Source organism: Streptomyces apocyni, assembly GCF_009739465.1.
GTDB classification, from domain to species: Bacteria; Actinomycetota; Actinomycetes; order Streptomycetales; family Streptomycetaceae; genus Streptomyces; species Streptomyces apocyni.
This window is the reverse complement of record NZ_WHOM01000022.1, coordinates 1-218: the sequence shown is the minus strand read 5'-3', so window position 1 is coordinate 218 and position 218 is coordinate 1. Positions and strand designations below refer to the sequence as shown.

The 218-nt window shown below is 73.9% G+C and carries 1 protein-coding gene; it reads right to left on the bottom strand.

Features of this window, described 5'->3' with window-relative positions:
- Positions 1-218, bottom strand: a 218-nt coding sequence (locus tag GCN81_RS00085) for an IS110 family transposase (RefSeq protein WP_156721310.1), incomplete at both ends; no start/stop codon positions are given.

Sequence of the window (218 nt, the reverse complement as noted above, 5' to 3'; positions counted from 1 at the left end):
CCACAGGCCCGTCCGCGCTCTTCGGCACGGTGGTGGCCCGTCCGGACAGCACGGCACGAGCGGCCGCGTCCGCGTCGATGGCGTCGGTCTTGCCGCGCTTGCGCCGGGTGGCGCGGTCGGGCTGGTTGATCTCTACGACGTCGATGCCCTCCTGGCACAGAACCCGGGTCAGCGCGGCCCCGAAGGAGCCGGTGCACTCGACACCGGCCCGGCGCAGA